Genomic DNA, 25108 nt, shown 5'->3' with positions numbered 1-25108 from the left:
CCTTCGGCACGGAACCGGTTGACCCAACGGTGCGCGCACTGACGAGAGACACCTTGGGCCTTGGCTGCGTGCGCAACGGCCCAGTCCTGCTCGACGACTCGCTGGACCAGGAGTTGCCGGCCACGAAAGTTCAGCCGGGCATTACGGTGGGACACGAAGACCTCCGGATGGTGGATGACCTAGACAGCAACCACCGCACCCGGAGGTCTTCGCTAGGTCAACAACCGACCCGGAGTGTCACCAACCTCTTGGCTGAGTACATCTAGAGGCCGCGGCACCGCGGGTGGTCTCCGGCTACCAGCCCTCGGGTGACCAGCCCGCCGCGATCGCGGAGATCACCAAGCGGATCCAGGATGTCGTCCTGCTCGGCGCGACCGGCACCGGTAAGACGGCACCGGTAAGACGGCGACGGCGGCCTGGACCGCCGAGCAGCTGCAGCGCCCGATGGTGGTGCTGCAGCCCAACAAGACCTCGGCCGCTCAGCTCGCCTGGGACGAGACCACGCTCGAGTGTGGCGCGTCGTGGGCATCCGCCGGCCGTCGGCACAGCGCATGTCAGCGCCATCTTCGGATCAACCCTCATCGCACTCGGTGATGGCGCGGTCGGCGGCTACCTCGACGTCCACCCGCTGGCGAAGGCAGTGCACCTTCCAGGGGCCTTCGTGTCCCACGCTGGACCGACACCGCAGGAGCCACGGTGTTCATGGTCTCCCGGCGAACCGCGCAGAAGCGGGCGACCGCAGCTCCCGGCCACACGCCAGCCCCATCATGATCACGCCTGACCTGGACCGGACCGAGTCAGCCCCGCCACCGCAGCTGCACGATCCGTCGATCCAGATCGCCGGCTGGCTCGGCATGCCAGCCGGCGATGAGTCGCTATCTACACCCGCATCTGCGATCGCCGATCCACGTCGACGTCACCACGTTCGACAACATCCGACGGTGGCGGATGGCGCCATGTCGGCCGACACCAAGGGGACCCGAACAAAAAGGCTACCGCCCGTCGCACAGGACTGCGCGGCAAGGAGTACCGGACCTCGATCGACACCGCGTTCGTACACACCGTGATCGACGTTCACTCCCGAGTTACCTTCGCCGAGATCTGCACCGAGGGGAAGGCGGCGGCGTCATCCTCCTACGCACTCGTCGTTGTCGCCGCCGGAGTAGCAGGGTGGGGCGCTGTAGCCGTCCTCGACCTGCTCCGGATCCGGCAGATCCACGGCGCCGGGGATGTAGCAGACCATCACGACCGCGGCGCTGCCGGCGGTCAGCAGGACCTGCCAGAACGATCCGAGTACTCGCCGGCGACGGTTCAGAGCATGGGCGACCACTCCACAGAGGAGCGCGGCGACCGCGATCGCACCCCAGACGCGGTAGGCGGTGATGTTCGACGTCTCGACCTCGGGCCGCTCGCCGAAGAAGACCAGGTAGACATCCAGCCAGTTCATGACCAGCTTCGCGAGGGCGACAACGACGACCAGGGACGCCAGTGCAGTGGCGATGGGCGCCCACGGTTGGCGAGTGACGCGCCAACGGAGGCTTGCCGGACGGTCAGAAGTGAGCATGCGACGAGTCTCGCGGCACCGACGCGTGGGGTGATGAGTCTGCGTACTCAACTCTTGATGTTGACCTTCAGGCCGCGCGAAGCCTCAGGATCGGGGCATGACCGCTACGCCTGCTGCTGACCCGACGATGGACGCCATCACCGCTGCTGTGACCCTCGGTCGCGAGGGCGACGCCGTCCGAGCGCGGGAGGAGCTGCTCGCCATCTGGGGCGACGTCGGGGTGCTGGGAGATCCGTTCCACCGGTGCACGTTGGCCCACTATCTCGCCGACCTCTACGCCGAGCCGGCCGAGGCGCTGGTCTGGGACGTACGCGCCCTCGATGCCGCTGATGCGCTCACCGACCAGCGCGCGCAGGAGCACGACGCGAGCCTCCAGGTCGCCGGCTTCTATCCGAGCCTGCATCTCAACATCGCCGACAACCTTCGACGCCTGGCGGCGTTCCAGGCAGCCTCGGATCACATCGACAGAGCCGAGGAGCGGTCAGCGGCGCTTCCTCACGGACCATATGGCCACATGATCCGCGCAGCGATCGACGGGGTCAGGGAGGCGATCAGCGCTCGGGACACCACACCCAGGCCGTCCTCGCCGACGGTCGGCGGGACCGAGTAGGACCGGCCATACCTGGGTAGGCGAGCACGGGACCGAGCCTGCTCGTTCACGCCCCTGTCGCCTTGGCGATGGTCGTGAGGATCGCATCCGCCGCCTTCCGGGGAGCCTTGGTGGGGATCCAGTGGCTGACGCCGGGGAGCTCGATGAGCTCGTAGGGGCCGGTGACGGAGTCCTCGTTGCCCTCCAGCGCCGTGCGACCGATGGCTACGTCACCATCGCTCCAGAGCATCGTCGTCGGGACCGACACCCGCCCGATGCGCGGAGCCAGGACAAGGGCGCGATACCAGCCGAGGCCGCCGGGGAGTGCGCCGTAGTCGACGATCTCCTCCCGGAAACGCTCGACGTCGTCGTCGTTCCAGCCACTCCCCCGCATCATCCGCTCCATCCGGCCGTCACGACCCGAGACCAGCTCGGGCACGAACGGCATGTTGAAGAGGGCCATGTAGGCCGACTTACGTCGCTGCGGACCCTTCATCGACCTCGCGAACGGGACCGGGTGCGGCACCGACATCGCAGTCCAGCTCCGGACCAGGTCTGGCCGCCGGGCCGCGACTCCCCAACCGACCGCGCTCCCCCAATCATGTCCGACCAGGTGCACCGGGCGACCGATCTCGTCGATGAGCGCGACCACGTCCTCGATCAGCTCACCCCCGCGGTAGCCGAGGCGCGTACGCGGTCGGGCGCCCGGTGAGTAACCACGCTGGTCGGGGGCGATCGTCCGAAAGCCCGCCTCGTGCAGGATCGGTGACACCTCGCGCCAGCACGTCGCCCGTTCCGGGAAGCCGTGCAGGAGCACGACCGGGTCGCCGTCGGCCGGGCCCGAGTCGATCACGTCGAAGGCGAGCCCGTCACGTACGTAGCTGGAGATCGTCACTCGTCCATCCTGTCAGGGCCTCTCCCGCCTCGATGGCGGGCTGAGGTGTGCGGTAGCGGCGCCGGCGACCATGGTGTGCGATAGCGCGCCGAGGTAAGGCGCGCCGGGATCGGGCATGAGAAAAGCGCCGGCTCGGTGATCCGAGCCGGCGCCTTCGTTGTCCCTGCGGTCTATCCCTCGGCGATCGCGTCCAGGCGCTTGACGGTGGCCTCGAACTCAGCGATGAGGTCGGCCATGACCTCGGCGACGGGGCGTACCTCGTTCATCCGGCCGACGATCTGCCCGACCGGCATCGCGACGACCTCGGGGTCCCCCGCGGCGTTGATGCGGTTGTGGGCGTCGGACACGAGCAGGTTCTGCAGCGGCATCGGCAGCGGCGCCGGCGAACCCTCGGCCTCCCACACGTCGGTCCACTTCGACTTCAGCAGCCGGGCCGGTTTGCCGGTGTAGATCCGCATCCGACGGGTGTCGGCGGAGGTGGCGCGGGTGAAGGCGCTCTCCCAGCCGGCGTGGGTGTTGAGGTTGCGATACTCGCTCGTCCCGAGCCAGATGGAGCCGGTCCAGACGCCCTGTGCACCGAGCGCCAGCGAGGCGGCGAGCTGCCGACCCGAGCCGATCCCGCCTGCGCCCAGCACCGGCACATCCGGCCCGACCGCGTCGACGATGTCGGGCTGGAGCACCATCGAGGCGATCTCCCCGGTGTGCCCGCCGGCCTCGTAGCCCTGGGCGACGATGATGTCGACCCCGTTCGAGACGTGCGAGACCGCGTGCTTCGGGGCGCCTGCGAGGGCGGCCACCTTGACGCCGTGCTCGTGGGCCTTCTCGATGACGTCGTTGGGCGGGGTGCCAAGCGCGTTCGCGATCAGCACCGGCCGGTGCTGCAGCGCGACGTCGACGTGCGAGCGCGCGGTCGAGTGCAGCCAGCCGAGCACGCCCTCGCGCCCCTCCCCCTCGGGCAGCGGCGGCACCCCCAGGGAAAGCAGCGTCTTGTCGACCCACTCGGCGTGCTCCGAGGGGATGTAGGCCGACAGGTCGGTCGAGGTGCCTTCGGTCGGTACCTTCATCGGCATGACGACGTCGACGCCGTAGGGCTTGCCGTCGGTGTTCTCGTCCATCCACGTCAGGGTGCGGTCGAGCTCCTCGGCGTCGTTGAAGCGTACGCAGCCCAGCACGCCCAGCCCGCCGGCCTTAGAGACCTCCGCGGCCACGTGCTCCGAGGGGGTGAAGGCGAAGATCGGGTAGTCGATCCCGAATGCCTCGCACAGTGCCGTACGGATCATGCTGGTGCTCCTTCTGCGTCAGGGTCGGTCGCGGCGGCCTGGGTCGCCAGCGCGATCTCCTTGGCCTTGGGGTACTGAGCCTTGCCGGTCGCGTTGCGGGGCACCTCGTCGACGATGGTCAGTGCCCGCGGCAGCTTGTAGCCGGAGAGGTGAGCCCGCAAGAACGTACGCAGCCCCTCGAGCTCGATGGTCGTGCCCGGTCGCGGCTGGACGACGGCGGCTACAGCCTGGCCGTAGCGCTCGTCCGGGATCCCGACGACGAGCGTGTCGTAGACGTCGGGATGTGCCTTGATGGCCGCCTCGACCTCCTCGGGGTAGACCTTCTCGCCGCCGGTGTTGATGCAGTTGGAGCCTCGTCCGAGGAGGGTGAGGCGGTTGTCGGTCTCGATCCGGGCGTAGTCGCCCGGGATCGCGTAGCGCTCGCCGTCGATCTCGACGAAGGTCTTCGCCGACTTCTCGGGGTCCTTGTAGTAGCCGACCGGAACGTGGCCCTTGCGGGCCGTGCGGCCGATCTTGCCGACGTCGGTGGCCAGGTCGAGGGGATGGCCGTCCTCGCCGATCACCGCGGTGTGCCCGCCTGCGGTGACGACGGGTCCGTCGGTCGAGAGCGCGGAGGCATCCTGCAGGCCGGTGCCCTGGAAGCCGGTCTCGGTCGAGCCGACCGAGTCGGTGAAGACCGCGTTCGGGAAGGCCCTCATCCAGCGCTCCTTGACCGACTTGGAGAAGATCGCGGCCGAGGAGGCGATCGCGAACAGGCTCTGCCCGTCGAAGCCACCCGCCTCGTACGCGTCGATGAGCGGCACCGCCATGGCGTCCCCGGTCATGAACATCATCTGGACCTTCTCGCGGTCGACGATCTCCCACGTCTTCACCGGGTCGAACTTGGGCTCCAGGATCGTGACCTGGCCGGCGAAGAGATGCATCAGCAGCGAGGCCTGCGCGCCGCCGTGCATCAGCGGGCTCAGCGGGAGGGTGATGAGCCCATCACCGGCGGCCTGCTTGGACTGGTCGTACTCCTCCAGCGGCACGCCCGTCATGAAGTCGATGCCGCCGCCGAGCACGCGCCAGAAGTCCTCGTGGCGCCACATCACGCCCTTCGGGAACCCGGTGGTGCCGCCGGTGTAGATGACGTGGATGTCGTCGGGGCTGCGCTCGCCGAAGTCGCGGGCTTCGGACTGTCCGGCCAGCGCCTCCGCGAGCGTCACTCCGCCGAACGTGCTCAGGTCGGAGTCGTCGTGAGGCTCGAGCGGGTCGGGTACGGCGACGAACGTCTTCAGCCCCGTCAGCTTGGGGGCGACCTCGGCGACCAGTGGCGCATAGACGCGGTCGTGGACCAGGGCTTTGAGGTCGGCGTTCTCGAAGAGGTACTCCAGCTCCCCTGCGACGTAGCGGTAGTTCACGTTGATCGCCACCGCACGGATCTTGAGGATGGCGAGCAGAGCGATGACGTGCTCGACCGAGTTCTTGGCATAGAGCCCGACGTGATCCCCCTTCCCGATCCCCTGGCCGGCCAGGTAGTGGGCCAGCTTGTTGGACTCACGCTCGAGCTCTGCGTAGGTCACTTTGCGGTCGCCGACTTGGACCGACACCTTCTCAGGCGCGGCGTCGACGGCGTGTTCGAAGAGGTCAGCAAGGTTCAGCGCCATGGAGCGAGACTAGAACACGTTTCAGTTTTCCGCTAGGGTCTGGTGTTATGCCGATCACAGAAACTTCTGCTGGGACCGACTCTGGGCCGGACGCGATCGTCGAGCAGGACGGCCACAAGCTCATCGTCACGATGAACCGTCCCGAGCGCCGCAACGCGCTCTCCTCCGAGATGCTGCGGATCATGGAGGACGCCTGGGACCGGGTGAACTCAGACCCCGAGATCCGGGTCTGCATCCTGACCGGCGCCGGTGGCTACTTCTGTGCCGGGATGGACCTGAAGGCGGCCGACGAGAAGCCGCCCTCGGAGTCCTTCGACGAGGGCTTCGACCCGACCGTGCTCAAGGGGCTCCTGAAGGGCTTCCGGCTCACCAAGCCGCTGATCGCTGCGGTCGAGGGTCCCGCCATCGCCGGCGGCACCGAGATCCTGCAGGGCACCGACATCCGGGTCGCCGGGGAGTCGGCCAAGTTCGGCGTGGCCGAGGCCCGCTGGTCGCTCTATCCGATGGGCGGCTCCGCGGTCCGCCTCCCCCGCCAGATCCCCTACACCGTCGCCGCCGAGCTGCTCCTGACCGGACGCACGCTGAAGGCTCCCGAGGCCAAGGAGCTCGGTCTGATCGGCCACGTCGTCCCCGACGGCACGGCGCTCGAGAAGGCCCACGAGCTCGCCGACATGATCGCTGCCAACGGGCCTCTGGCCGTGCAGGCGATCCTACGGACGATGCGCGAGTCCGAGGGCAAGCACGAGGACGAGTGCTGGGCCGACGACGCCAAGGTCGGCGCCGCCGTCTTCGCCTCCGAAGACGCCAAGGAGGGCCCCAAGGCCTTCCTGGAGAAGCGCAAGCCGGAGTTCAAGGGCCGCTGAGGCTCAGGCCCGATCCTTCGAGACGTACGAGGTCCCCGGCAGCATCCGCGGAAGCAACCCACGGCTCAGCACCAGCAGCACATGGGCGCCGAGCGCGACGAAGAACGCGATGTGGGCGGCCACGTGCAGCGCGACCAGGTCGTCGGAGACGGCGACCAGCGCGAGACCGGTGAGCGGGACGACGAACATGAGCGTCAACAGAGCTCGCTCCGTGACATGGGCCAGTCGCCGGTCGCTCGCGGTGAGTCGCTGGTCCCACGGAGGCAGCGGGGCGATCAACCGCCACCCCACCCGGAGGCCGCCGAGCAGCAGGATCGCCAGACCGAGCAGGATGTGCAGCTCGGGCAGGGTGATCCCACCGGTGCCGAGGCGGCCGCTCCACAGGTCCGACCACGCGGTTGCGAGGGTGTCCTCACCACGCTCCTCGAGCCGGTCGCGCTCGGCCTCGCACGCCTCCTCGAGCCGGTCCATCCGCTCTTCCTCCGCGTCCGAGGTGTCACCACCGCTGCGATCCTCCCCGGGCGGGTCGCAGTCGATCTGCGCGCCGGTCCCCTCCAGCGGCTCCTCGGCCTCCGTGGACATCACGTAGCCGACGACGAACTGCAGCACGAATGCGGCAACAGTCAGCCAGTGGAGGGTCTTGGTGACGACCCCATAGCCCGTTGCCTTCGCGCCTGACATCAGGAGGCAGCGTAGCGGGACCGCCGGGGTCATCGTGTCGGATCGACCGGATTCCGATCGTGGTGTTGGTGAGCGCCGACATCCGCGGCGCGACCACCACAGGAGGAACCATGTCCGACAGCTCACCCACGCCACGCACACCCGTCCGTCTGTCCATGTCCATGACCCTGGACGGGTTCGTCACTGGCCCTGACGACCGCCACGGCCAAGGACTGGGTCGCGGCGGCGGGCGGATCTTCGACTGGCTCGATGACCGTCACAGCACCGGCGTGAACGGTGACGTCTACCGGGAGTACCTCGCTACAGGCGCGCTGATCTCCGGACGGCGTACGTATGAGCTCGCCGACCGCTGGGGCGGCGACCACCACGACGGCGTGCCGATCCACGTACTCACCCATCACCCTGACGACGTCCCGCCGGGCAGTGCCCGCTACTTCACCGACGTCGACCGGTGTGCCGACGAGGCGCGGCAGGCGGCCGGCGACAAGGCGGTCATGGCGCACGGCGCCGGCGTCGCCCAGGCGCTCCTCGCCGCCCGTCAGCTCGACGAGATCGAGATCCATCTCGTGCCGGTGCTCCTCGGCGCCGGGAGACGACTCTTCCCCGACGACGGCGTCGGGCCCGTCGAGCTCGAGCTCATTCGGCGCCTCGAGGGGCGCGGAGTGACCCACCTTCGGTACGTGGTCCGCTACTCCTGACGTACGTCACTGCGAGAAGCGGGCGCGGAGGGCCTTCTTGTCCGGCTTGCCGAGGGCGGTCATGGGGATCGCCTCGACCTCGATGACCGACTTCGGCGCCTGCACGGAGCCCTTCCGCTCCTTGACCAGGGCCTGGATCTCGGCGACGACCTCGTCCGACAGGACGGCGTCGGGGCGCGGGACGACCACGGCGGTGACTGCCTCGCCGAACTTCTCGTGCGGGGTGCCGATCACGGCGACCTGGGCGACCGCCGGGTGGGTCGCGATGACATCTTCGACCTCGCGCGGGAAGACGTTGAAGCCGCCGGTGACGATCATGTCCTTGGTGCGGTCCACGATGTACCAGAAACCGTCCTCGTCCTCGCGGGCGACGTCGCCGGTGTGCATCCAGCCGTCCCGGAACGTCTCGGCGGTGACCTCGGGTAGCTGCCAGTAGCCGCCCGAGAGCAGCGGGCCGGCGACACAGATCTCACCGGGCTCGCCGGGAGCGACGGGCTTGTCGTCGGGACCGAGCAGCGCTGTCCGCACCAGCGCCGAGGGGCGACCGCAGGAGGTGAGGCGCTCGGTGACCGGCTTGCCCTCGGCGTCGACATGGTCGCCCTTGGCGAAGTAGGTGATCGCCATCGGCGCCTCGGACTGGCCGTAGTACTGCGCGAAGATCGGCCCGAATCGCTCGATCGCCTCGGCCAGGCGCACCGGGTTGATGGCGGAGGCGCCGTAGTAGACGGTCTCGAGCGAGGAGAGGTCGCGGGTGTGGGAGTCGGGGTGGTCCAGGAGGGCGTAGAGCATCGTCGGGACCACCATCAGGGAGGAGATCCGCTCCCGCTCGATGGTCTCCAGCACCTCGGCCGGATCGAACCTCGGAAGCACGAACAGCGTCCCGCCCTTGATCACGACCGGCACGAAGAAGGCTGCGCCGGCGTGGGAGAGCGGGGTGCACATCAGGAAGCGGGGCGACTCGGGCCACTCCCACTCCGAGAGCTGAACCTGGGTCATCGTCGCGAACGACCCCGACAGCCCGATCACGCCCTTCGGCTTTCCCGTCGTGCCGCCGGTGTAGGTGATGGAGGTGACGTGCCCCGGCGGCAGCAGCCGGGCCCGGAGCGGCTCGACCGGGTAGGTCGCCGCGGCGGCGGCCAGGTCGACGCCGACGCCGGCCAGCTGCGGCGGCACCGGGCCGATGGTGAGCACGCGCTGGAGGTCCGGGCACAGCTCGAGCAGCTCGACCGCGCGGTCGGCGAAGTAGGGGTCGATGACGATCCCGGTGATCCCGGCGTCGTTGATGACGTACGCCTGGTCCTCGGCGCTCCCCAGCGGGTGCAGCGACGTGCGCTGGAACCCCTGGGTCTGGCCCGCTCCGAGGATGAAGAGCACCTCGGGACGGTTGAGCGCGAGCAGCGCGGTCGCGGTGCCTGTGCCGGCACCGAGCGCCTCGAATGCCTGGACGTACTGGCTGATCCGCGCCGCGACCTCTCCCCCGGTCAGGCTGACTGGAGTATCGGAGGTCGAGCCTGTCGAGACCATCATGATCGGACGGTTCTTGTGGCGCTCCAGCGCCGAGACCATCAGATGACCGTTGTGGGGACCGATGCGGCTGGTATCCATGCCCGCACCTTATCGCGAAACTAGAACGTGTTCTAGAGTCTCGGCGGTGCAGGTTCAGGCGTCGCCGACGTGCTCCCGATCGGCTGCGGCCATCGCCTCGCGCGCCCAGCGAGGCAGGATGAAGATGCCCTCGGCCTCGACGCAGACCGCCGGGTCGGAGCCATCTGCCGGCCGGGTCAGCAGCCGGCCGCGTACGACCGCCTTCACGCCTTCGGTCGACTCGATCCGCGCCTCGCCGCACAGCGGACCGAGCGGGGTCCCCTGCTTGTAGACGATGGTCAGGGTGCCGGTCATCCCGGGCCGGCCACCCGCCGAGGCGGCCTCGCCGAGCAGCTGGTCGAGGATCAGCGCCGAGACACCACCGTGGACCAGTCCCGGCGGGCCCTCGTACGCCGGTCCCAGCTCGAACTCGGCCCAGACGTCCTCGCCGTCGCGCTGGACCGCCAGCGGTGGGGCGAAGGCGTTGCCCTTCCCGACGACCGGGTTGCCGTAGTTGCGGAAGCCCCCGTCGGGCCCGAACCGGACCCCGTGCGGCCCAGGCAGCGCGTCGGCGAGCAGCTCCTCGGCCAGCGTCTCGACCCGGGTGCGTACGTCGTCGAGGACCGAGTCCGGAACCTGCGTGCGGACGACGGCGTCGACGAGCCGACGCACCGAGTCGGTCAGCGGCACCAGGCTCGACTCCCGCTCTTTGATCTCTGCCTTGGTCATGTCGTCATGGATGTACCCCGCAGGAGCCTTCGGGTGGTGGGCACGTCCGTAGTGCATCGACATCTGGGTCCTCGCGTTCAGGATGGGGGCAGCAGGATCGGGTGAGCCTCACCGTAGACGTGCTCGGTATCGAGGTGGCAATGGGTCCCCGGGTAGATGGTCGACATGCACAGGTTGCAGTGGGTGCATCGCGACACGGTCGAGGGGTCGGCCCGGAGGCGGTTGATCAGGTCCGGCTCGCGAAGCAGCGCGCGGGCCATCGCGACGTACTCGAAGCCCTCGTCCATCGCGGTCCGCATCCCGGTCATGTCGGTGACCCCGCCGAGGAGAACCAGCGGCATGCTCAGGGCGCGGCGGAACTCGCGGGCGTTGTCGAGGAAGTAGAGCGGCTTGTAGGGGTACTCCTTGAAGAAGCGCTTCCCCACCAACCTCATGCCCATCCGGATCATCGGGTGCAGCGGCATGTTCGCCGCCATCTCGCGGTAGGGAGCGTCGCCGCGGAACAGGTACATCGGGTTCATGAACGAAGAGCCGCCGGTGAGCTCGAGCGCGTCGAGGTGGCCGTCGGACTCGATCAGGCGCGCGAACTCCACCGACTCCGGCAGGTCGAACCCGCCGCGGTAGCCGTCGCGCATGTTCATCTTCGCGAGCACGGCGACCTGGTCGCCTACGGCCTCACGTACGGCGGCCAGGATCCGGCGCGGAAAAGAGGCCCGGTTGGCCAGCGGCCCGCCGAACTCGTCGGTGCGCGGATTGAGTCGGGGGCTGAGGAACGAGCTCGGCAGATAGTTGTGCCCTAGGTGCACCTCGATCGCGTCGAAGCCGCTCTCGACCGCCATCCGGGCGGCATCGGCGTGCTGCTCCACGACCCGCGCCAGGTCCTCGGCGGTGGCGGCGCGGTTGAACGCCATCCCCAGTGCGTTGAACGACCGCGTAGGCGCCAGCGACGGCGAACCGTTGGACTTCGCGTTTGCCACCGGTCCGGCGTGACCGATCTGGGCGGACACCTTGGCGCCGGTCTTGTGGACCTCCTCGGTCAGCCTCCTCAGGCCGGGGAGCGCCGCGGGTCGCCAGTAGATGCAGTCGGCATGCGTACGCCCCTCCGGGGCCACCGCGAGATAGGCGACCGTGGTCATCCCGACGCCGCCCTCGGCGACGGCGAGGTGGTAGTCGATCAGCCGGTCCGAGACGAGCGCGTCGGGTGAGGCACCTTCGAACGTCGCCGCTTTGATCACCCGGTTGCGCAGGGTCACCGGGCCCAGCGTCGCCGGAGCGAGCGGGTCGGTCCCTGGAACCGCGTCCGCGTCGGTCATCGTCTCGCCTTCCTGAACTCGCGCATCCTGCGCAGATAGCCCCGCAGTCGTCTGCCGGGCACCGGCCGCGGCCAGTCGTCGGCCCGGAACCATGCATCGGTACCACCGTCGACCACGACGACGCTGCCGACCATGAAGTCAGCCGCGGGGCCGAGCATGTGGATCACCCAGTCTGCGAGCAGCCCGGGGTCGCCGTAGCCGCCGGCCGGCACCGGGAACGACCTGATCGCCTTCGCCTCGCCCGGCGTGGCGAGCTGCTTCTCCAGGAGCGGTGTCAGCACTGCGCCCGGCGCGATCGCGTTGAGCCGGATCCCGGCCTGCACCCAGTCCGGCTCGACCGCGCGCCGTCGCACCCAGCGGGTGACGGCGACCTTCGAGGCGCCGTAGGCCATCGCCGGTGCGCCCTTTCCGAAGATCCGGTACGCCTTCAGCGCCCGCTCTGCGTCGCCCTCCAGCAGCGCTGCGACCGCCCGGCTCGGGATCATCGGCATCGTCGTGGTCGAGTTGCTGGAGAACACCACGACCTTGGCCTCCCCAGTGGCGGCGAGCGCTTCGCGCCACCCTTCGAGGAGCTCGACGACGCCGAAGTAGTTGACCTGGGTGATCAAGGAGGGTCGGTGGCGTCCCGGCGCCGGGCCGAGTCCGGCTGCCAGGACGGCGCCATCGAGCCGGCCACCACAGGCGGCGAGCACCTTCTCGGTGGCATCTCGCCGGCCCTGCGACGTCGACAGGTCGACGACCACATCGGCCTCCGCGATGTCGACGGTGACGACCCGGTGCCCTGCGGTGGTGAGCCGCTCGACGACCGCGGCGCCCATGCCGGAGGCCGAGCCGGTGACGGCATAGACCGCCATCAGCGAGCAGTCCCCGAGCAGCCCGCCGCCTTCACCCGAGCACCTCGGCGATGCGGTGGACCTCGGCGGCCGAGCGGAGGCTCAGCAGCAGAGTGGTCACACCGGTCTCCTCCCACTGGGCCACCTTCTCGCGCACCTCGCCCTCGGTGCCGATGATGTGCAGGTCGTCGACGAGATCGTCAGGGATGAGCGCGGTGGCCTTGTCCTTCTCGCCGGTCAGGTAGAGGGCCTGGACCTTGCCGGCGAGGTCGGCATAGCCCATCCGCTCGAAGACCTGGTTGTGGAAGTTCTGCTCCTTGGCGCCCATCCCGCCCATGTAGAGCGCCACGAACGGCTTCATCGCGTCGAGCGCCGCCTGTTTCTCCGCCGCGTCGGAGACGACCTGGAGGTGACAGGTCGCCGCGATCTCGAAGTTGTCGGCGGTGCGCCGTGCCCCGGGTCGGGCGAAGCCCTCCGCCAGCCAGTCGGCGTACATCGGGGCTGACCGGGGGGTGTAGAAGATCGGGATCCAGCCGTCGGCGATCTCGGCGGTCTGGGCGACGTTCTTCGGCCCTTCCGCGCCGAGCCAGATCGGGATGTCGGAGCGGAGCGGGTGCACGATCGACTTGAGCGGCTTGCCGAGCCCGACCGAGCCCTCACCATTGAAGGGCATCGGGTAGTGCGGGCCGGCGTTGGTGACCGGCGCCTCCCGAGCGAGCACCTGGCGGATGATCGAGACGACCTCGCGGGTGCGGGCCAGCGGTTTGCCGAACGGCTGGCCGTACCACCCCTCGACCACCTGCGGGCCGCTCACGCCGAGGCCGAGGACGAACCGGCCGCCGGAGAGATGATCGATCGTCAGCGCGTGCATCGCGATCGAGGTCGGCGTACGTCCCGACATCTGCACGATCGAGGTGCCGAGACGGACCCGGGAGGTCTCCCGGCCCCACCAGGCAAGCGGCGTGAACGCGTCGCTCCCCCAGGCCTCGGCGGTGAAGATCGCATCGAACCCGGCCTCCTCCGCGGCGGCGACCAGCTCGCCGACACCGGTCGGTGGCTGTGCTCCCCAGTAGCCAAGCTGTAGCCCCAACTTCACTCTCATCGACTCCTTAGTCACCACGTAAAGGTTGTGGCCAATACTAGAACGTGTTTCACTTTCTGTCATGAGTCGCACCTTGCAGGCACCCGTGACGGTCGCCTTCGACTACACCAGATCCACAGGCCCGGTGATCGGCCGCTTCCTCACCGGACTACGAGACACCACCATCGTCGGCGGCCGCCTCGGCGACGGTCGAGTCGCAGTCCCACCCCCTGAGTACGACCCGGTCACGCACCAGGCCGTGACCGAGTTCGTCGAGCTTCCCGACACTGGCACGGTCACCTCGTGGACCTGGGTCAGCGAGCCCGTCGCCGGGCAGCCGTTCGAGAGGCCCTTCGCGTACGCCCTGATCACCATCGACGGCGCCGACACGCCGTGGCTGCATGCCGTCGACGTCGCCTCCCCCGACGACATCGAGACCGGGATGAGGGTCCGAGCCCGATGGGCCGAGGAGCGGACCGGCTCGGTCAACGACCTCGTCTTCGAGGCCGACGGCGGCGACCAGCCAGGCACCCCGGCACCCGCCGGAGGCGAGGACGTCAGCCGGATCGTGACCCCGGTAAGCCTCGACTACCACTACGCCGCATCCCCCGAGGAGTCCTCGTTCTTCCGCGGCCTGGCCGAGGGCAAGATCCTGGGTCAGCGCTGCCCGAAGTGCCAGAAGGTCTACGTGCCGCCGCGCGGCGCCTGCCCGACCGATGGGGTGCCGACGGCAGAGGAGATCGAGCTCTCCCACGTCGGCACGGTGACCACCTTCTGCGTCGTCAACGTCCCGTTCCTGGGGCAGAAGATCAAGCCGCCGTACGTCTCCGCGTACGTCCTCCTCGACGGCGCCGACATCGCGCTGCAGCACCTCATCCTGGACATCCCGGCCGACGAGGTCCGGATGGGGATGCGGGTCGAGGCGGTCTGGAAGCCGCGCGACGAGTGGGGCACCAGCATCGAGAACATCAGCCATTTCGCGCCGACCGGTGAGCCGGACGCGGACTTCGACAGCTACAAGCACCACCTGTGAGGAGCGCTCAGTGAGAGACGTTGCCGTCGTCGGGTTCGCCCAGCGACAGATGAAGGACTTCGACGGGTCGCCGAGCATGGCCGAGCTGCTCGTGCCGATCCTGGCCGAGTGCTACGAGCAGACCGGCTGGACCAAGAAGGACATCGGGTTCTGGTGCTCCGGATCGTCGGACTACCTGGCCGGTCGGTCGTTCTCGTTCGTCAGCGCGATCGACGCGATCGGGGTGCTGCCTCCGGTCAACGAGTCGCACGTCGAGATGGACGCCGCCTGGGCGCTCTACGAGGCTTGGGTCAAGATCCAGACCGGCGAGGTCGACACCGCGCTGGTCTTCGGCTTCGGAAAGGCGTCGGCCGGGGTGCTGCGGCGAACGCTGTCGATGCAGCTCGACCCCTACACGATGACGCCGCTGTGGCCCGACACCGTCTCCCTGGCCGCGCTCCAGGCGCGCCTCGGGCTCGATGCCGGGCTCTGGGACGAGACCGCGCTGGCCGACGTGGTCAACCGGTCGCTGACAGATGCGGAGAAGAACGAGTACGCGGTCCGTGCCGGCGGCTCCTCGGTGAGCGAGCTGCTCGCCCGGCCGATGTTCGCCGACCCGCTGCGCAAGCACGACTGCGCGCCGGTGACCGACGGGGCGGCCGCGATCGTGCTCGCCGCCGGCGACCGGGCGTACGACGCCAACCAGCGTCCGGCCTGGATCACCGGCATCGCGCACAGCTCCGACGGTCTCCACCTCGGCACACGCGACCTGACGATCTCCGGATCGGCCCAGCGGGCAGCGGCCGCCGTGGGCGGCACCGCAGGCGTCCAGGTCGCCGAGCTGCACGCGCCGTTCAGCCACCAGGAGCTCGTCCTGCGCTCGGCGCTCGGGCTGGGTGATGACGTACAGATCAATCCTTCGGGCGGGGCGCTCGCAGCCAACCCGATGTTCAGCGCCGGCGCGATTCGGATCGGCGAGGCCGCCAAACGGATCTGGGACGGGTCGGCCGACAAGGTGCTCGGCCATGCGACCAGCGGACCGGCACTGCAGCAGAACCTCGTGTGCGTGATGGAAGCCCAAGAGAACGGGAGTGGCAAGTGAGCAAGGTTCCCGCGGCCGTCATCGGGATCGGCCAGACCCACCACCGCGCCAAGCGCGAGGACGTCTCGATGGCCGGGCTGTGTCGGGAGGCGATGGACCGGGCCCTCGAGGACGCCGGGCTGACCCTCGACGAGGTCGACGCCATCGTCATCGGCAAGGCACCGGACCTGTTCGAGGGCGTGATGATGCCCGAGCTCTACCTCGCCGAGGCGCTGGGCGCGGCCGGTAAGCCGCTGCTGCGCGTGCACACCGCGGGCTCGGTGGGCGGCTCGACTGCCATCGTCGCCTCCTCGCTGGTGCAGGCAGGGGTCCACAAGAAGGTGCTCACCGTGGCCTTCGAGAAGCAGTCGGAGTCGAACGCGATGTGGGCGCTCTCGGTGCCGATCCCGTTCGTGATGCCGGTGCACGCCGGTGCCGGCGGCTACTTCGCCCCGCACGTACGCTCCTACATCCGCCGCGCCAACGCGCCCTCGCACATCGGCGCGATCGTCGCGGCCAAGGACCGCAACAACGCCCTGAAGAACCCCTACGCGCACCTGCACAACGAGGGCACAACGGTCGAGTCGGTCCTGGCCTCCCAGATGCTCTGGGACCCGATCCACTACGACGAGACCTGCCCCTCCTCCGACGGCGCCTGCGCGATGGTGATCGCCGCCGAGGACGTCGCCAAGACGTACGAGGCCCCGGCCTGGATCCACGGCACCGTCATGCGCTCCGAGCCCACCTCGGCCGCCGAGCGCGACCAGGTCAACCCGCAGGCGGGCCGCGACGCCGCGGCGGCCCTGTGGAAGGCGACCGGCATCACCGACCCGGCGCGCGAGATCGACTGCGCCGAGATCTATGTGCCGTTCGCCTGGTTCGAGCCGATGTGGCTCGAGAACCTCGGCTTCGCCCCCGAGGGCGAGGGCTGGAAGCTCACCGAGGCCGGCGAGACCGCGATCGGCGGCAGCCTCCCGGTCAACATGAGCGGCGGAGTGCTCTCCTCCAACCCCATCGGCGCCTCCGGCATGCTCCGCTTCGCCGAGGCCGCCCTGCAGGTCCGGGGCCGGGCCGGCGAGCATCAGGTCGACGGCGCCCGCCGCGCCCTCGGCCACGCCTACGGCGGCGGCTCGCAGTTCTTCTCGATGTGGGTCGTGGGTTCGCAGCCTCCTTCCAACTGAAGACACGCACCGATAGGGCCCGGCGTTTCTCGCCGGGCCCTATCGTTCGTGTGCATGAGCTACGCAGGACTGAGCAAGCTGCTGGTCGTGCCGGACGGGTTCGAGGCGCCGCGGGTGCTCACCCACGGCGACCTGACGGCGCGGCCGCTGTCGCGCGAGTGCCTGGCCGATGACGTACGCGCCATCAACGCCGACCGCGAACTCATCAACGCGACGCGGGGTGGCGGGTGGCCGGAGGGACCGACGTCGGAAGAGGACGACTACATCGACCTGGTCTGGCACGAGGGCGAGTGGAAGGAGAACAAGTCGTTCTCCTACGTCCTGGAGACGCCAGGGCTCGGCTACGTCGGGTGCGCCTATCTCTACCCGCTGGGCGTCCGGCAGGAGCTGAGCGAGGAGCTGGCCACGTACGACGTCGACGTCAGCTGGTGGGTGACCACCGGGGCGTATGAGCAGGGGCTCTACGAGGTGGTCTACGAAGCACTGAAGAAGTGGGTGCCGGCGGAGTATCCCTTCCGCCGGCCCCACTTCTCCAACGTGGTGGTGCCTTAGCGTCCTGGATCAGGCGTAGGTGACCGGCATCTCCTTGATGCCGTTGATCCACGCGTGGCGCAGCCGGCGCGGGGTGCCGTTGGGCTTGAGGTCGGGCATCCGGTCGGCGATCGCGTCGAACATGATCCGCACCTCCATCCGGGCGAGGTTGGCGCCGATGCAGTAGTGGGCGCCGTGGCCGCCGAAGGCGAGGTGGGGGTTGTGCTCGCGGGTGATGTCGAAGGTGTCCGGGTCGTCGAAGACGTCCTCGTCGTGGTTGCCCGAGGCGTAGAAGATGCCGACGCGCTGGCCCTTCTTGACCAGCTGGCCGCCGACCTCGACGTCGTTGAGCGCCGTACGCTGGAAGACGGTCACCGGGGTGGCCCAGCGGATCACCTCGTCGACCATCGTGTCGGGACGCTCCTTCTTCCACACCTCCCACTGGTCGGGGTGGTCGAAGAACGCCTGCATGCCGTGGGAGATCGCGTTGCGCGTGGTCTCGTTGCCGGCGACCGCGAGCAGGATGACGAAGAAGCCGAACTCGTCATCGCCCAGAGCCCCACCCTCCAGCTCAGCGTTGACCAGCTTGGAGATGATGTCGTCCTTCGGGTCCGCCTTGCGCTCGGCGGCCAGCTGCATCGCGTACGTCAGGATCTCGATCGAGGCTGCCTCGGGGTCCGCGTTGTAGTCCGGGTCGTCGTAGGCGAGCATCTGGTTGGACCAGTCGAAGAGCTTGCGCCGGTCCTCCTGCGGGACGCCGAGGAGCTCCGCGATCGCCTGGAGCGGCAGCTCGGCGGCCACCTCGGCGACGAAGTCGCCCTCGCCCTTGGCCAGGGCGTCGTCGACGATGGAGTTGGCCCGCTCGACCAGGCGGTCCTTGAGCGCATTGATCGCGCGCGGGGTGAATCCGCGGCTGATGATCTGGCGCAGCTTGGTGTGGTCGGGCGCGTCGTGGTGGATCAGCATCGCGCGCTGCAGCTCGACCTGCTCACGCGTCATGTCGGGCGCGAACCGGATGATCACGCCGTTCTCGTTCGTGCCGAAGTTCTCGTTGTCCTTGGAGACGGCCAGGATGTCCTCGTGCTTGCTCACCGCCCAGAACCCGGTGTCGAGGAAGCCCGCACGCGCCTCCGGGGTCTGCTCGACCCACCACACCGGCGCGGTCTGGCGAAGCTCGAGGAACTCCTGGAGAGGGACGCGCTCCTCGTTGAGCACGGGATCAGTCGGATCGAAATCCACGGGGAGAGCGGTCACGGGTGTGCTCCTTCGAGGTCTTTTCTGTAACACGTTCTAGTTTATCGTCACATAGTGCCCCGCATCACACAAGGGTTGCGTCAAACGAGAACACGTTCTACTTTGGAACAATCGAGTGTAACCCGTGTCACGTCATCATGGCGTGACGGTGCACGGTTGTGCACCAGCGACTTGTCGACACCCCCGAAGAGCGAGGTTCCATGGGCACGCCCGTCATCGTCGAAGCCGTCCGCACCCCCATCGGCAAGCGCAAGGGCTGGCTCGCCGGGCTCCACCCGGGCGAGCTGCTCGGTGCTGCCCAGGTCGAGGTGCTCAAGCGCGCCGGGATCGATCCTGACCTGGTGGATCAGGTCATCGGCGGGTGTGTCTCCCAGGTCGGCGAGCAGTCCAACAACATGGTCCGCCGCGCCTGGCTGCACGCCGGGCTGCCGATCCACACCGGATCCACGGTCATCGACGCGCAGTGCTCCTCGGCGCAGCAGGCCACCCACCTGATCAACGCGATGATCGCCTCCGACCAGATCAAGGTCGGGGTCGCCTGCGGCATCGAGTCGATGTCACGGATCCCGCTCGGCGCCAACGTCCCCAAGGGCGCCGGCGACCCTCGTCCCGCAGACTGGAACATCGATCTCCCCAACCAGTTCGAGGGCGCCGACCGGATCGTGAAGAACCGCGGGTTCTCCCGCAACGACGTCGACGAGTTCGGGCTGTGGTCGCAGGTCAAGGCACGCCAGGCGCGCGACGCCGGCCACTTCGGAAGCCAGATCTTCGCCGTCGAAGCCCCCATGCTCGACGACGAGGGCAAGCCCACCGACTCGGTACGCACCGTCACCGAGGACCAGGGCATCCGCGACACCTCCCTCGACAAGCTGGCTGGGCTCAGCCCGGTCCTCGAGGGCGGCACCCACACCGCCGGCACCTCCTCGCAGATCTCCGACGGCGCCTCCGCGCTGCTGCTGATGGACTCCGCGGTCGCCGCTTCGCTCGGGCTGAAGGCTCGGGCGAGGATCGTCACGTCCAACCTCGTCGGCTCCGACCCCTATTACCACCTCGACGGCCCCGTCCAGGCGACCGAGAAGGCGCTGAAGGACACCGGGATGACGATCGGCGACATCGACATCGCCGAGGTCAACGAAGCCTTCGCCGGCGTGGTCATGTCGTGGGCCAAGGTGCACCAGGTCCCCGAGGAGAAGATCAACGTGAACGGCGGCGCGATCGCGCTCGGCCACCCCGTCGGCTCGACCGGGACCCGGCTGCTCACCGCGGCGCTCCACGAGCTCGAGCGGCGCGACGCCAGCACCGCCCTGGTCTCGATGTGCGCCGGTGGCGCTCAGGCCACCGCGACGATCATCGAGAGGATCTGATCGTGCCCAAGTCCAAACTCACCGAGGCCGAGTATGTCGTCGTCGGCGCCGGCTCGGCAGGCTGTGCCGTCGCCGGCCGCCTGGCCGCAGCCGGCAAGTCGGTGATCCTCCTTGAGGCCGGCAAGGTGGACAAGCGCAACTACCTGGTCACCAAGCCGGGCATGATCGGTCCGCTGCACGCCGAGCCGCGCCTGAAGAAGCTCGTCGACTGGGGTTATCACACCGTTCCCCAGAAGCACGCCCGCAACCGCGAGCTGCCCCAGCCGCGCGGCAAGGTGCTCGGCGGCTCATCGTCGATCAACGGCCTGCTGTGGGTCCGCGGCAACCGGGCCAACTACGACGCCTGGGCAGCCGAGGGCAACACCGGCTGGGACGCCGACTCGGTCAACGAGGCGTACCGACGGATCGAGGACTACGAGGGCGGCGGCTCCGACTATCGCGGGACGGGCGGGCCGATCAAGGTCATGAAGCACCCGCGGCCGACCGAGGCGTCGCTCTCCTTCCAGCGCGCCGCCGCCGAGACCCTCGATGTGAAGGTCCTCGACGACTACAACGGCGCCGAGCAGGAGGGTGTCTCGACCTTCCAGCAGAGTGCGATCGACGGGCTGCGCTACTCCGCCTCGCGCGGTTACCTCCACGACCAGGAGCTGCCGAGCCTGACCACGCTCACCAGCGTGCACGCGTCCAGGATCGTGATCGAGAACGGCCGGGCCACCGGCGTCGAGATCCAGACCAAGCAGGGCCCCCAGACGATCTCGGCCACCCAGGAGATCATCGTCTCGGCGGGCGCCTTCGGCTCGCCCCAGCTGCTGATGCTCTCCGGCATCGGTCCCACCGCCCACCTGGCCGAGCACGGGATCGCTGCCGTCCACGACCTCCCGGTCGGTGACAACCTGCACGACCACATGTTCGTTCCGACCACCTGGGAGATGCCTACCGCGCTACACCGCGGCACCGCGGCCTACTTCGGGAAGGCGGTCCTCAAGGAGCAGACCGTCGGCCGCTCGATCCTCGGTCACACCGTCTTCGAGACGGTCGGGTTCGTACGCACCTCGCTGGCCACCGACGTACCCGACCTGCAGCTGCACGTCCTCCCCTGGGCCTACCCCTCCCCCAACCAGGACGCGCCGATCCGCCACGAGGTCGACCCGCGGGCCGCGCTGACGGTGATGTCCTCGCTGATCTACCCGCGCTCGCGAGGGACCCTGCGGCTGCGGAGCGCCGACCCGACCGCCGAGCCGCTGATCGACTTCAACTACCTCGCCGAACCCGACGACAAGCGGGTCCTGCTCGAAGGCGTCGAGATGATCCGCGAGATCATGGCCTCCTCGGCCTTCGGCGGCCAGGTCAAGTCCGAGATCCATCCCGGCAAGGCCATCGACGCCGAGGCCATGAAGGACGAGGTCACCAACCGGGCGACCTCGATCTACCACGCCGTCGGCTCCTGCCGGATGGGCGTCGACGAGCGGGCCGTCGTCGACCCGCAGCTCCGCGTACGCGGCATCGACGGCCTCCGCGTCGCCGACGCCTCGATCATGCCGACGATCATCGGCGGCAACACCAACGCTCCCGCGGTCATGATCGGTGACCGCTGCGCAACCTTTGTACTCAACAGCTGATCGGAAGCAGACATGAGCACTGACACCGCGAAGACAGCAGACGTACGCCGCCCCGACTGGATCACCGAGGAGCTGCTGAGCGACCTGGTCTCCCGGGTCCCCTCCTCCACGGGCGCGTCCTGGAAGCTGACCGAGGTCTACTCCGGTGAGGTGCTGGTCGCGCTGCCACAGTCCTCACCGGCCGACGTCGAGCGGGCCGCCGCCGAGGGGCGGGCCGCCCAGCGCAAGTGGGCGGCCACACCGCTGCCGCAGCGGCTGGCCGTCTTCAGGCGCGCCCACGAGCTGATCCTGCGCAACCAGCACAAGATCGCCGACCTCATCCAGGCCGAGTCGGGCAAGGCCCGCCGGATCGCGTTCGAGGAGGTATGCGACCCGCCGATGGTGATCTCGCACTACCTCAAGCGGGCGCCCAAGCTGCTCAGGGACAAAAAGCGCCCGGGCGTGATGCCGGTGCTGTCGAGCTCGATCGAGCGCCACCCACCGCGCGGGCTGGTCGGGATCATCGCGCCATGGAACTTCCCGTTCGCGACCGGTCTCTCCGACGCGATCCCGGCGCTCATGGCCGGCAACGCGGTGCTCCTCAAGCCCGACAACAAGACCGCGCTCTCCCCGCTGTACGGGATCTCGCTGCTCGAGGAGGCAGGCCTGCCGAAGGGCCTGTTCCAGGTGGTCTGTGGCGAGGGTCCCGATGTGGGCCCGACGATGATGGACAACGTCGACTACGCCATGTTCACCGGGTCGACCGCCACGGGGCGGGTGATCGGCGAACAGGCCGGGCGCAACCTGATCGGCGCCTGCCTAGAGCTGGGCGGCAAGAACCCGATGATCGTCCTCGACGACGCCGACATCGACGAGACCGTCGGCGGCTCGATGTTCGCCGTCTTCGGCAACACCGGCCAGATCTGTATGCACATCGAGCGGATCTACATCCCCGAGGCGATGTACGACGAGTTCCGCGACAAGTTCGTGGCCGCCGTCGAAGGGATGCGGATCGAGGCTGCGTACGCCTTCGGACCCGACCTCGGCGCGCTGGTCTCCCCCGACCACCTGGCGCGGGTGCAGTCGCACGTCGAGGACGCCGTCGCCAAGGGCGCCACCGTGCTGACCGGCGGCAAGGCGCGCCCCGACATCGGGCCGACCTTCTTCGAGCCGACCATCCTGGAGGGCACCACGAAGGAGATGCTGCACGGGGTGACCGAGACGTTCGGGCCCGTGGTCTCGCTGCACCGCTACTCCACGCTCGAGGAGGCGATCGAGCTGGCCAACGACACCGACTACGGGCTCAACGCCTCGGTGTGGACCACCGACTTCAAGCGCGCCCAGGCGGTCGCGGCCCGGATCGAGTCGGGCAACGTCAACATCAACGACGGTCTCGCCACCGCGTACGCCTCCAAGTCGACCCCGTCGGGCGGCATGAAGCAGTCCGGCGTCGGCGCCCGCCACGGTGACCAGGGGCTGCTCAAGTACACCGAGACCCAGAACGTGGCGACCCTGAAGAAGCAGGTCATGGGGCCGCAGGGCAAGCAGACCTTCGACGACTACGCCAAGCAGATGCAGATGTCGTTGCGGTGGATGCGGAAGCTCGGCATTCGTTGATCTCCCGCTATGCAGACCTGACCAGGGAGGAGCTTGCCGAGGTCGTCCGCGAGCTCCTCCTGATCGGCCAGCTGATCGACCGCTCTGGGATGGCGTGGTGCATCTCTGCCTTCGGGCGCGAGGAGATGCTCCGGATCGCGATCGTGGAGTGGGCCGCCGCCTCGCCGATCTACACCCGGCGAATGCAGACCGCGCTGGGCTACGCGCCGGCGGTGGCCGGGCAGGGTGACGTACCGACGATCTTCAAGGGCCTCCAGCTCGACATCGGCGCGCCGCCGCAGTTCATGGACTTCCGCTACACCGTCCACGACGACCGCCACGGCGAGTTCCACCTCGACCACTGCGGCGCACTGATGGACGTCGAGCCGATGGGCGAGGAGTACGTCCGTGGGATGTGCCACGACATCGAGGACCCCACCTTCGACGCCACTGCCATCGCGACCCACCCGCGAGCGCAGGTCCGCCCGGTCCACCGGCCGCCGCGGACGCCCGCCGACCGGAAGCCGCACTGCCGCTGGACCGTCGTCATCGACGACGCCCACCCCGAGGCGGTCGCGGTCCCGGAGCTGGCCGTCAACGAGCGCTCCCGGGCGGCGAACCTCGAGCTCGCGCCGATCGACCCGTCCGAGGACGGAGCCGCCGACTACGCCGGGCCGCTCGTCTCCGACCTCGACCTGGCCGCCTTCTCCCGCTCCGCGCTGGTGCGCATCGCCGACGAGGTCTGCCTGCAGATGGCACTGCTCGACCGCGGCTTCACCCTTGCGCTGGAGACCCGGGTGACCTCACCCGAGCAGCTCCTCGAGATCCGCCGCAAGCAGCTGGTCGGGGTCGCCGGGGTCGCCGGCTCACGCCTGGCTCGCGCCTTGTCGCTGCCGCCGGACACGAAGGGCGCGCTGCGCCTGCTCGCGCTCCATCCGATGCTCAACCCCGCTGCGTACGTCTCGGTGGAGGTCGGGACCGATGCACTGGTCGTCCGGCCCTCGGCCGCCGACGAAGACGGCGCCTGGGTCTCGCTGATGGGGCCGGAATGGTTCGTTCCGCTCCAGGTGGCGGTGCAGGCCCTCGACCCTCACCTCGACGTCGAGGTCAGCGCGGTCGAGGGCGGCTGGCGGGTCGAGGTCATACGCCGCACCGACCCCGCTCCCGAGGCCTCCGAGGTCGCAGTGGTGAGGTTCAGCACCGGCGCGGACTTCGCCTTCGAGCCGCGCCGGTCGCTGCCGATCACCCCTGTCTGAGGCCGGGCGGTCGACTACCTGCGGTGCAGCGCGAGCACCGGGATGACCCGGTCGGTCTTCGCCTCGTACTCGCCGAACCCCGGGCTCATCGCCTTGAACCGCTCCCAGGCGGCATCGCGCTCCGCGCCGGTCAGCTCCGTGACCTGGACGTCGACGACGCCGTCGTCAGGCGTCTCGATCTTGGTCTCCGGGTTGGCCAGCAGGTTGTGATACCACGCCGGGTTCTCCGGCGCTCCGGCCTTGGAGGCAGCGATCAGCCAGGTGTCGGGATCCTGACGGATGTTGGCCACCGGAGAGACCCGCTCGGCGCCCGTCTTGGCGCCGACATGGTGCACGAGCACCAGCCCGCGCCCGAACGGCACCGAGGTGACGTTGCCGTCGTTGGCACGGAACTCGTCGATGATCGACTGGTTCCAGTCCTTGAACTCACTGTCTGACATGGTGTGCCTTTCCCCCGAGGATCGGTTTCCACCCACTCT

24 protein-coding genes and 1 pseudogene are annotated in these 25108 nt (G+C 68.9%); 12 read left to right on the top strand and 13 right to left on the bottom strand.

Going from position 1 to position 25108, the window contains the following annotated elements; translation table 11 throughout:
- On the bottom strand, nt 1–155 hold a 155-nt coding region (locus IEY84_RS22365; RefSeq protein ID WP_229788930.1), incomplete at its 3' end, for a leucine zipper domain-containing protein.
- A gap of 128 nt (nt 156–283) precedes the next feature.
- Between IEY84_RS22365 and IEY84_RS22360 the strand changes: the two are divergent.
- Nucleotides 284–504, top strand: a pseudogene (locus tag IEY84_RS22360) (hypothetical protein); the annotation flags it as partial.
- A 622-nt stretch (nt 505–1126) separates the two neighbouring features.
- Here IEY84_RS22360 and IEY84_RS22355 read toward each other — a convergent pair.
- On the bottom strand, nt 1127–1564 hold the full coding sequence (locus IEY84_RS22355; RefSeq protein ID WP_183549098.1) for a DUF6234 family protein: 438 nt from the start codon (nt 1562–1564) through the stop codon (nt 1127–1129).
- A gap of 97 nt (nt 1565–1661) precedes the next feature.
- Between IEY84_RS22355 and IEY84_RS22350 the strand changes: the two genes are divergently transcribed.
- Nucleotides 1662–2174: a hypothetical protein gene (locus tag IEY84_RS22350; RefSeq protein WP_183549100.1), complete on the top strand. Its 513-nt coding sequence runs from the start codon at nt 1662–1664 to the stop codon at nt 2172–2174.
- Between the two features lie 46 nt (nt 2175–2220).
- Here IEY84_RS22350 and IEY84_RS22345 read toward each other — a convergent pair whose 3' ends face one another.
- The 3 genes from IEY84_RS22345 to IEY84_RS22335 form a co-directional block, all read right to left on the bottom strand.
- Complete coding sequence (locus IEY84_RS22345; protein WP_183549102.1) at nt 2221–3048, bottom strand: alpha/beta fold hydrolase; 828 nt, start codon at nt 3046–3048, stop codon at nt 2221–2223.
- A gap of 170 nt (nt 3049–3218) precedes the next feature.
- Nucleotides 3219–4328, bottom strand: a complete 1110-nt coding sequence (locus IEY84_RS22340) for an NAD(P)H-dependent flavin oxidoreductase (RefSeq protein ID WP_221209139.1) — start codon at nt 4326–4328, stop codon at nt 3219–3221.
- On the bottom strand, nt 4325–5974 hold the full coding sequence (locus IEY84_RS22335; protein WP_183549105.1) for an acyl-CoA synthetase: 1650 nt from the start codon (nt 5972–5974) through the stop codon (nt 4325–4327). The genes IEY84_RS22340 and IEY84_RS22335 overlap by 4 nt, the downstream gene beginning before the upstream one ends.
- Before the next feature lie 47 nt (nt 5975–6021).
- Between IEY84_RS22335 and IEY84_RS22330 the strand changes: the two genes are divergently transcribed.
- A complete protein-coding gene (locus IEY84_RS22330) occupies nt 6022–6837 on the top strand; it encodes a crotonase/enoyl-CoA hydratase family protein (protein WP_183549107.1) in 816 nt (271 codons plus the stop codon).
- 3 nt (nt 6838–6840) lie between these two features.
- Here IEY84_RS22330 and IEY84_RS22325 read toward each other — a convergent pair whose 3' ends face one another.
- Nucleotides 6841–7518: a cytochrome b/b6 domain-containing protein gene (locus IEY84_RS22325; protein ID WP_183549108.1), complete on the bottom strand. Its 678-nt coding sequence runs from the start codon at nt 7516–7518 to the stop codon at nt 6841–6843.
- A 155-nt stretch (nt 7519–7673) separates the two neighbouring features.
- Between IEY84_RS22325 and IEY84_RS22320 the strand changes: the two genes are divergently transcribed.
- A complete protein-coding gene (locus IEY84_RS22320; RefSeq protein ID WP_229788927.1) occupies nt 7674–8216 on the top strand; it encodes a dihydrofolate reductase family protein in 543 nt (180 codons plus the stop codon).
- A gap of 6 nt (nt 8217–8222) precedes the next feature.
- Here IEY84_RS22320 and fadD8 read toward each other — a convergent pair whose 3' ends face one another.
- From fadD8 to IEY84_RS22295, 5 genes are read right to left on the bottom strand one after another with little or no spacing between them, the layout of a single operon-like run.
- Nucleotides 8223–9821 carry a fatty-acid--CoA ligase FadD8 gene (gene fadD8 / locus IEY84_RS22315; protein ID WP_183549110.1) on the bottom strand — a complete coding sequence of 533 codons (1599 nt, stop codon included), beginning with the start codon at nt 9819–9821 and terminating at the stop codon, nt 8223–8225.
- A gap of 54 nt (nt 9822–9875) precedes the next feature.
- Nucleotides 9876–10592, bottom strand: coding sequence for a PaaI family thioesterase (locus IEY84_RS22310; RefSeq protein WP_183549111.1), 717 nt, complete (start codon nt 10590–10592; stop codon nt 9876–9878).
- A gap of 14 nt (nt 10593–10606) precedes the next feature.
- Nucleotides 10607–11842, bottom strand: coding sequence for an NADH:flavin oxidoreductase (locus IEY84_RS22305; protein ID WP_183549112.1), 1236 nt, complete (start codon nt 11840–11842; stop codon nt 10607–10609).
- Nucleotides 11839–12696, bottom strand: a complete 858-nt coding sequence (locus IEY84_RS22300) for an SDR family oxidoreductase (RefSeq protein ID WP_183549113.1) — start codon at nt 12694–12696, stop codon at nt 11839–11841. Before IEY84_RS22300 ends, IEY84_RS22305 begins: the two co-directional genes overlap by 4 nt.
- Before the next feature lie 31 nt (nt 12697–12727).
- Entirely contained in the window at nt 12728–13777 is a 1050-nt protein-coding gene (locus IEY84_RS22295) for an LLM class F420-dependent oxidoreductase (protein WP_221209140.1), read from the bottom strand.
- A 61-nt stretch (nt 13778–13838) separates the two neighbouring features.
- On the opposite strand from IEY84_RS22295, the gene IEY84_RS22290 reads away from it, so the two are divergent.
- The 4 genes from IEY84_RS22290 to IEY84_RS22275 are packed head-to-tail and all read left to right on the top strand — an operon-like array spanning nt 13839 to nt 17582.
- Nucleotides 13839–14789, top strand: coding sequence for a Zn-ribbon domain-containing OB-fold protein (locus tag IEY84_RS22290; protein ID WP_183549114.1), 951 nt, complete (start codon nt 13839–13841; stop codon nt 14787–14789).
- 10 nt (nt 14790–14799) lie between these two features.
- A complete protein-coding gene (locus IEY84_RS22285) occupies nt 14800–15870 on the top strand; it encodes a thiolase family protein (protein WP_183549115.1) in 1071 nt (356 codons plus the stop codon).
- Nucleotides 15867–17030, top strand: coding sequence for a thiolase family protein (locus tag IEY84_RS22280; RefSeq protein WP_183549116.1), 1164 nt, complete (start codon nt 15867–15869; stop codon nt 17028–17030). The genes IEY84_RS22285 and IEY84_RS22280 overlap by 4 nt, the downstream gene beginning before the upstream one ends.
- Before the next feature lie 54 nt (nt 17031–17084).
- Entirely contained in the window at nt 17085–17582 is a 498-nt protein-coding gene (locus IEY84_RS22275; protein ID WP_183549117.1) for a GNAT family N-acetyltransferase, read from the top strand.
- Nucleotides 17583–17591: 9 nt separating this feature from the next.
- Here IEY84_RS22275 and IEY84_RS22270 read toward each other — a convergent pair whose 3' ends face one another.
- Nucleotides 17592–18815, bottom strand: a complete 1224-nt coding sequence (locus IEY84_RS22270) for a cytochrome P450 (RefSeq protein ID WP_183549118.1) — start codon at nt 18813–18815, stop codon at nt 17592–17594.
- Between the two features lie 200 nt (nt 18816–19015).
- On the opposite strand from IEY84_RS22270, the gene IEY84_RS22265 reads away from it, so the two are divergent.
- Genes IEY84_RS22265 through IEY84_RS22250 form a run of 4 tightly spaced genes read left to right on the top strand, consistent with a single transcriptional unit; the run spans nt 19016 to nt 24629 of the window.
- On the top strand, nt 19016–20179 hold the full coding sequence (locus IEY84_RS22265) for a steroid 3-ketoacyl-CoA thiolase (RefSeq protein ID WP_183549119.1): 1164 nt from the start codon (nt 19016–19018) through the stop codon (nt 20177–20179).
- A gap of 2 nt (nt 20180–20181) precedes the next feature.
- On the top strand, nt 20182–21798 hold the full coding sequence (locus IEY84_RS22260; RefSeq protein ID WP_183549120.1) for a GMC family oxidoreductase: 1617 nt from the start codon (nt 20182–20184) through the stop codon (nt 21796–21798).
- Nucleotides 21799–21810: 12 nt separating this feature from the next.
- The gene (locus IEY84_RS22255; protein WP_183549121.1) at nt 21811–23394 is read left to right on the top strand and encodes a succinic semialdehyde dehydrogenase; all 1584 of its coding nucleotides are present in this window, start codon (nt 21811–21813) and stop codon (nt 23392–23394) included.
- A complete protein-coding gene (locus IEY84_RS22250; RefSeq protein ID WP_229788925.1) occupies nt 23367–24629 on the top strand; it encodes a hypothetical protein in 1263 nt (420 codons plus the stop codon). The genes IEY84_RS22255 and IEY84_RS22250 overlap by 28 nt, the downstream gene beginning before the upstream one ends.
- A 14-nt stretch (nt 24630–24643) precedes the next feature.
- On the opposite strand, the gene IEY84_RS22245 is transcribed toward IEY84_RS22250, so the two are convergent.
- A complete protein-coding gene (locus tag IEY84_RS22245; protein WP_183549129.1) occupies nt 24644–25069 on the bottom strand; it encodes a nitroreductase/quinone reductase family protein in 426 nt (141 codons plus the stop codon).
- Nucleotides 25070–25108: the final 39 nt, after the last annotated feature.

It is taken from the genome of Nocardioides albus, assembly GCF_014648255.1.
Lineage (GTDB): Bacteria > Actinomycetota > Actinomycetes > Propionibacteriales > Nocardioidaceae > Nocardioides > Nocardioides albus.
Note: the sequence above shows the minus strand (reverse complement) of the source record. Positions and strands in the feature narration are given on the sequence as shown.